General features: G+C 71.9%; 8 protein-coding genes. 6 read left to right on the top strand and 2 right to left on the bottom strand.

Features of this window, described 5'->3' with window-relative positions:
• Window positions 1–484 (bottom strand): IS607 family transposase (locus AC08ON_RS02165; protein ID WP_476616368.1); only part of this gene is annotated, 484 nt, incomplete at its 3' end.
• 31 nt (window positions 485–515) lie between these two features.
• Between AC08ON_RS02165 and AC08ON_RS02160 the strand changes: the two genes are divergently transcribed.
• A complete protein-coding gene (locus AC08ON_RS02160; protein WP_476606443.1) occupies window positions 516–1,043 on the top strand; it encodes a lytic transglycosylase domain-containing protein in 528 nt (175 codons plus the stop codon).
• A gap of 50 nt (window positions 1,044–1,093) precedes the next feature.
• Here AC08ON_RS02160 and AC08ON_RS02155 read toward each other — a convergent pair whose 3' ends face one another.
• Complete coding sequence (locus AC08ON_RS02155; RefSeq protein ID WP_173645788.1) at window positions 1,094–1,300, bottom strand: RNA-binding S4 domain-containing protein; 207 nt, start codon at window positions 1,298–1,300, stop codon at window positions 1,094–1,096.
• A gap of 239 nt (window positions 1,301–1,539) precedes the next feature.
• Between AC08ON_RS02155 and AC08ON_RS02150 the strand changes: the two genes are divergently transcribed.
• The 5 genes from AC08ON_RS02150 to AC08ON_RS02130 all read left to right on the top strand — a co-directional run.
• Window positions 1,540–3,087 carry a PucR family transcriptional regulator gene (locus tag AC08ON_RS02150; RefSeq protein ID WP_476606442.1) on the top strand — a complete coding sequence of 516 codons (1,548 nt, stop codon included), beginning with the start codon at window positions 1,540–1,542 and terminating at the stop codon, window positions 3,085–3,087.
• 216 nt (window positions 3,088–3,303) lie between these two features.
• Window positions 3,304–4,344: an ACP S-malonyltransferase gene (locus AC08ON_RS02145; protein WP_476606441.1), complete on the top strand. Its 1,041-nt coding sequence runs from the start codon at window positions 3,304–3,306 to the stop codon at window positions 4,342–4,344.
• Entirely contained in the window at window positions 4,341–5,288 is a 948-nt protein-coding gene (locus tag AC08ON_RS02140) for a beta-ketoacyl-ACP synthase III (RefSeq protein ID WP_476606440.1), read from the top strand. The genes AC08ON_RS02145 and AC08ON_RS02140 overlap by 4 nt, the downstream gene beginning before the upstream one ends.
• A 192-nt stretch (window positions 5,289–5,480) precedes the next feature.
• On the top strand, window positions 5,481–5,729 hold the full coding sequence (locus AC08ON_RS02135) for an acyl carrier protein (RefSeq protein ID WP_011437861.1): 249 nt from the start codon (window positions 5,481–5,483) through the stop codon (window positions 5,727–5,729).
• A partial coding sequence (locus AC08ON_RS02130; RefSeq protein ID WP_476616358.1) for a beta-ketoacyl-ACP synthase II occupies window positions 5,726–6,915 on the top strand: 1,190 nt, incomplete at its 3' end. The genes AC08ON_RS02135 and AC08ON_RS02130, both read left to right, overlap by 4 nt.

Below are 6,915 nucleotides of genomic sequence, written 5' to 3'. Positions count from 1 at the left end.
GGATCTCGGTGACGTCGCGCACCAGGTCGTCGTCGACCTCGGCCGGGTCGACGACCAGCAGCCGCCGGCCCTGCGCCGACAGCGCCGCTTCGACATACTCGGCGCCGAACCGGGCGAAGCGGTCGCGGTGCTCGACGACGATGGTCGCCACCTGCGGGTCGCGCAGCAGCGCGAGGAACTCCCGCCGGTGGCCGTTGAGTGCCGAGCCGACCTCGGTGACGACCTTGCCGACGGCCATGCCCTGCCCGGCTGCCCAGGTCGTGATCCGTGCGACCTGCCGGTCAAGGTCGGCCTTCTGGTCGGCGGACGACACCCCGGCGTACACCGCTGTGACGCCGGCCGGTGCCGGTCGCGCCTCGACGTCACCGACGAGGATCAGTCGGCCAACCCGGCGGGTGGGGACGGGGAGTGTGCCTTCGCGGTGCCAGCGGCGCGCCGATGTGTATGACACGCCCTGCGACTCGGCCCACTCCTTGAGGTTCACATGGTCACTATACACCTCCAAGGGACGCTAGATGACGCTCGGCAGGCAGCAGCTTTCACCCCTGGCCGCGTTCATCGTCATCACCCTGATGAGCGGCTGCGGCGTGCTGCGGTACCCCCACGTCGACGTGCCCGACGATCTGGTCCCGGTCTTCCGGTCCGCGGCGGCGACCTACGGTGTCCTGACCGCCGCGCAGCTCGCGGCGCAGGCCCGGGTGGAGAGCAAGTTCGACGCGCAGGCGGTCTCGCGCGCCGGCGCCCGGGGCATCATGCAGTTCCTCCCCACCACCTGGGCCGAGTTCGGGATCGACGGTAACCACGACGGGATCACCGACCCACTCGACCCGCTCGACGCCATCCCGTCCGCGGCCTTCTACGAGGCCCGGCTCGCCCAGGAGGTCGGGTATCTACCCGGTGACCGGGTCTCGCTGATCCTCGCCGCCTACAACGCCGGCCCGGACGCCGTGCGAACCGCCGGGGGCATCCCCGACTTCCAGGAGACCAGGGCCTACGTGACAAAGGTCCACGACTGGGCGGCCACCTACTCCGACCGGCTCTGACGCCCGGCGACCGGCAGACGCCCGGCGACCAGCAGAGTCGTGGCGATGGCTCACAGGACCCGAAGTGCCTCGCCGGCCACGGCAACCTCGTCCCCCGGCGCGAGCTGCCGGCCCCGCCGGGTCTCGACCTCCCCGTTGACCCGCACCATCCCGCCCGCGAGCAGCTCCTTCACCTCGGATCCGGCCTCGACCACATCCGCGAGCTTGAGGAACTGCCCCAGCCGTATCCCGTCTCCACGAATGCTCACCTCGCGCATGCCCGCAGCATCCCGCATCGCCTCCGCTCCCACGCCTACTCCTGCTCCTGCTCCTGTGGCCTTTCCCGCCTCGACACCATCCCCGTTCGGTGAATTCCACGCCCGGGACCAGGCCCGACCGACCGGGGCATCCCGACCGATCAGGACCGGGCCCCCATCCGCACCACCCGTCGGAGCCACATGACGGGGCCGGCAACATGACGGGACCGGCAATACACAGGGTGCGGGACGGCTGAGGCATGCTGACGGACGTGGCAGCCTCCTCCTCGGATTCCTCCTCGGACACAGTGACTGGGACAGCCCGCCTTGAACCGGGAGCGCCCCCCGTCCGGACACCGGCAGGCGAGATCGAGCCGAGCCCCGAAACCGAGCCGGTGCCGGAGCAATCCGTCGACTACCCGGAGCCGCGTATCCCCGATCTGGGCAACCCGTGGTCGGCCGGCGGGGCCAGCCCCAGACCCGTCGGCGACCAGGCCCGACCCACATCGACCGGGAGCACATCCGGCGGAGAAAGCACCAGCGAGGTGATCCGCCGGGTGGAACGGTCGAGCGGGATGCTCGCATCCCGGGCGGCGGCCCGGATGGCGGAGGCGCTGCCCTGGTTCCCGGCCATGTCGGCGAGTCACCGCGCCGGAATTCAGCTCGTGGTGCAGGCCGGCATCTCGTCGTTCGTGGAGTGGTGCCGGCGGCCCGAACACGCCCGGGATCTGTCCGAGGACGTCTTCCGGGTCGCCCCGCGGGAACTCGTCCGCGCCGTGACCTTCCGCCGACTCGTCGATCTGGTCCGGGTCGCGGTGGAGGCGATCGAGGCCGAGGTGCCGAACCTGGCCGGCCCGGAGCACGAACAACGGCTGCTCGCCGATGTCCTGCGTTACTCCCGTGACATCGCGTTTGCCGGCGCGGTCGTCTACGCCCGCGCCGCCGAGGAACGCGGTGCCTGGGACGCCCGGCTGGAGGCGCTGGTCGTCGACCACGTGGTCCGGGGCGAGGTCGACCGGGCGCTGCCGTCACGGGCGGCCGCGGTGGGCTGGCGTAACCCGCCGTCCGTCACCGTCATCGTCGGCACGGCCGGGAGCAACTCGCCGGAGGTGGTGGTCGATGAGGTGCACCGGCTCGCCCGCATGGCCCAGCTGGAGGTTCTCGCCGGGGTCCACCACGATCGCCTGGTGATGGTGGTAGGCGGGAATTTCACTGCCGGCAGGGACGGCATCGGCCGTCCCGAGATGACCCTCCAGCCGGAGAACAGCGTCGAACCTCCCGCCACCGCGGGTACCCGCCCGGCCGGCGGCACCGCGCCAGTGAACACCGTCCTCGACGCGGCCCGGGCACTGCTTCCCGCCTGCGGGCCGGGCCCGGTGGTGGTCGGCCCGGTGGTCGGTGACCTGACCGGGGCACCGCACGCGGCGCGGGTCGCCCTCGCCGCCACGGACGTGGTCGCCGCCTGGCCGGCCGCACCCCGGCCAGTCATGGCCCGCGCTCTGCTCCCGGAACTCGCCCTCGCGGGGAACGTCGACGCCCGGCGGGCGCTCATCGACGAGGTGTACGCCCCGCTGCGCGACGCCGGTACCCCGCTGCTGGAGACCACCGGGGCCTATCTCGACTTCGGCTCGTCGCTGGAGGCGACGGCCCGGGCGCTGTATCTCCACACCAACACGGTCCGCTACCGACTCCGTAAGGCCGCCGAGGTGTGCGGGCTGGATCCGGCGGACCACCGCGAACGCTTCATCCTGCATATTGCGCTCGTTCTGGGACGCCTCGACGGTGTGTTACCTACAGGCAAAACATGATCATTCAAGTCGTCCCACGACCCTCTCACCCCCGCGCGAGAATGGTCACATCGAACTACTTTGCAGGTCCGTCATGCCATTCCAGGCCGATGTCGGCGTCGCGCAGCAACGTCCGATCCAAACAGATCGGCTTGTAGGACACCTACAACAGCCGGTCGACACATCGGTGAGTGGCCGCCAGCGACAACCGGTCCTCGTGAGGGGTTAGGTGAAGAGGTGCTCGCGATCCTCGCGCCCGGCCAGGGTGCACAGACCCCCGGACAGCTCCGCGCCTGGCGCGGTCTCGAGGGGGCGGAAGAACGGCTGCGCTGGTGGTCCGCCGCAGTCGGGATCGACCTGCTCGAAGCCGGGTGCGAGGCGCCCGCCGAGACGATCCGGGATACGGCGATCGCCCAGCCGTTGATCGTCGCGAGCGGGCTGATCGCGGCCGAACAGCTTGGGCTGCCGGTCACCTCCCCGGTCGGACCGGACACCCTGGTGCTGGCCGGTCACAGCGTCGGCGAGATCACCGCCGCGGCCCTCACCGGCACCCTCACTGCCGAGGAGGCCCTCGTCCTGGTGGCCCTGCGGGGACGCGCGATGGCCGAGGCGTCCGCCCGGGTCGAGACCGGCATGACGGCGCTGCTCGGCGGTGATCCCGAGGCGGTGGCCGCCCGGTTGAGTGAACTCGGCCTGACCGCCGCCAACCGCAACGGTGCCGGGCAGATCGTCGCCGCCGGCACCGCCCGCGACCTCGCCCGGCTCGCCGCGGAGCCGCCCGCGGGTGTCCGGCTGCGTCCCCTGTCCGTCGCCGGCGCCTTCCACACCCGGCACATGTCCTGCGCGCGCGACGCGCTGGCCGCGGTCGCGGGCGGCCTCCGGCCCGGGGTACCGCGGGCCGCCGCGCTGTCCAACGCCGACGGGGCGATCGTCACCGACCCGGCCGAGCTGATCAGCCGGCTGGTGGCCCAGGTCGCGGCGCCGGTCCGGTGGGACCTGTGCCTCGCGACGCTGCGCGATCTCGGGGTCGGTGCGGTCATCGAACTCCCCCCGGCCGGCGCTCTCGCCGGGATCGCCCGCCGGGAACTGCCCGGTGTCACGATCCACGCGGTGAAGAGCCCCGACGACCTGCCCGCGGCCCGCGAGCTGGTCGCCGAGTACCTCGGCGCCGAACTCCTGAGCGCGGTCCCGGCGAGCCTGGCAAGCCTGGCGGACCCAACCCCCGGAACTCCACCGGGCTCGACGACGGACGACGCCCTGGTGGGAGCGCTGGCATGACCGAGCTGACCGGTGCCCGCATGCTCGGCCTCGGCGTCTACCGTCCGGCCCGGGTGGTGACCAACGACGAGATCGCCCAACGGGTCGACACCTCCAACGCCTGGATCCAGGCCCGTACCGGCATCGCCAGCCGGCGTATCGCCGACGACGAGGAAACCATCGTCGCGATGGGCGCCGCGGCCGCGGAGAAGGCGCTCGCCGCCGCCGGCCTCACCGCCGACTCGATCGATCTGGTGATCGGGGCGACCTGTACCTCTCCCTCCCAGATCCCGGGTGCCGGTCCGCAGATCGCCCATCGCATCGGGGCCGGCCGGGCCGGGGCGTTCGACATCAACGGCGCCTGCGCCGGTTTCAGCTACGCGGTGTCGACGGCCGCCGACATGGTGCGCGCTGGCACCCTGCGCAACGTGCTCGTGGTGGCCACCGAAAGGCTGTCGGACTACACCAACTGGGACGATCGCAGCACCTGCATCCTGCTCGCCGACGGTGCCGGAGCAGTCGTGATCGGCCCGGCGGAGACCAACGAGATCGGCCCGGCGGTCTGGGGGCACGACGGATCCCGGCCCGAGACGATCCAGGTCCCCGGCTACGGCGACAACTCCTTCCGCATGGAGGGCCAGGCGGTGTTCCGCTGGGCGATCTCCCTGGTCCCGGTTCTCCGCCAGATCTGCGAGCAGGCCGGCGTGGCACCCGAGGACCTCGCGGGTATCGTTCCGCATCAGGCTAACCTGCGGGTCGTCGAAGCGTTGGTGACGGGTATCGGCGCTACGAACGCCGCCGTTGCCCGCGATGTGGTCGACGCCGGCAACACCTCCGCCGCAAGCATTCCGCTGGGACTCAGCCGGTTGCTGGAGAGCGGCGAGATCCGCCGGGGAGACCCGGTGCTGCTGTTCGGCTTCGGTGCCGGCCTGACCTACTGCGGGCAGCTCGTGCGCTGCCCCTGACAACCTCGACCAACCCTCGACCAACCCTCGACACCGCACCGTGACCGTCCCGCACCGCACTGCGGCGAGGCGTCCGATGACCATCAGCCCGACCACGCCCCTGATCCAGGCGCCCGCGCTTCCGCGCTGGTACACGGCAGCCCCGCGCACCACCCGCCACCGACCGACAACATCCCATCAGGAGGAACGATCATGTCCCAAGCTGACATCCTCGCCGGTCTTGCCGTCATCCTCGAAGAGGTCGCCGGTGTCGACCCGGCCGACGTGACGGCCGACAAGACCTTCATCGACGACTTGGACGTGGACTCGCTGTCCATGGTCGAGGTGGTCGTCGCCGCGGAGGAGAAGTTCGGGGTGAAGATCCCGGACGACGACGTGAAGACCCTCAAGACCGTCGGTGACGCGGTCTCCTACATCCAGCGGGCGGGTGTCGCGGCGTGACCACGACCCCCAGGCAGGTCGTCGTCACCGGCCTCGGGGCTACTACTCCCCTCGGTGGCGATGTCGCCTCGACGTGGGAGGGTCTGCTCTCGGGCCGCTCCGGCGTCCGGCGTCTCACCGAGGGCTGGGTCGAGCAGCTCCCGGTCCATATCGCCGCGCCGCTGGCGGTCGAGCCGCCGCTGGGTCGGGTCGAGGCTCGTACCCTCGACCGCAGCCAGCAGATGGCTCTGACCGCCGCGCGTGAGGCGTGGGCTGACGCGGGCTCACCCGAGGTCGACCAGGAACGCCTCGCCGCGTGTGTGGCCTCGGGGATCGGGGGCGTGCTCACCCTGCTCCACCAGCATGACGTGATCCGGGAGAAGGGCCCCCGGCGGGTATCCCCGCACCTGGTGCCGATGCTCATGCCGAACGGCCCGGCCAGCACCGTGGGCCTGGCGTTCGGCGCGAAGGCGGGGGTGCACGCCCCGGTCAGCGCGTGCGCCTCCGGCTCGGAGGCCATCGCGCTGGCGCTGGACATCATCCGGGCCGGGCGCGCCGACGTCGTGATCGCCGGCGGTACCGAGGCGGCGATCTCGGCGCTGACCATGGCCGGCTTCGCGCAGATGCAGGCGCTGTCCCGCCGCAACGACGCACCCGAGGCCGCCTCCCGTCCGTTCGACAAGGCACGGGACGGCTTCGTGCTCGGCGAGGGCGCGGCAATCCTCATCCTCGAGGCGGCCGAGCACGCGGCCGCCCGCGGTGCCCGGGTCCACGGCACCCTGGCCGGCGCCGGCATCAGCTCGGACGCCTACCACATCGCCGCGCCGGAGCCGACCGGTGCCGGCGCGGCCCGGGCGATCCGGGCGGCGCTGCGGTCCGGCTCGTTGGAACCCCGTGACGTCGTCCACGTCAACGCCCACGCCACGTCCACCCCCGCCGGTGACGCGGCGGAGGCGCTGGCGTTGCGCAGCGCCTTCGGCGACCACATCGACGAGATCGCGGTGACGTCGACCAAGTCGACCACCGGGCACCTGCTCGGTGCCGCCGGCGCGGTAGAGGCCGTGTTCAGCGTCCTGGCGCTGCGGGAGCACCTGGTTCCCGCGACGCGCAACCTCGACGCTCTCGACGACGAGATCGCGCTCGACGTCGTGCGGATCGACAACCGGACCATCCGCCCGGGCACCGCGCTGTCGAACTCGTTCGGGTT

This window comes from Frankia sp. CoWAU3 (assembly GCF_977971855.1).
This window is presented reverse-complemented; position numbering and strand designations above follow the sequence as displayed.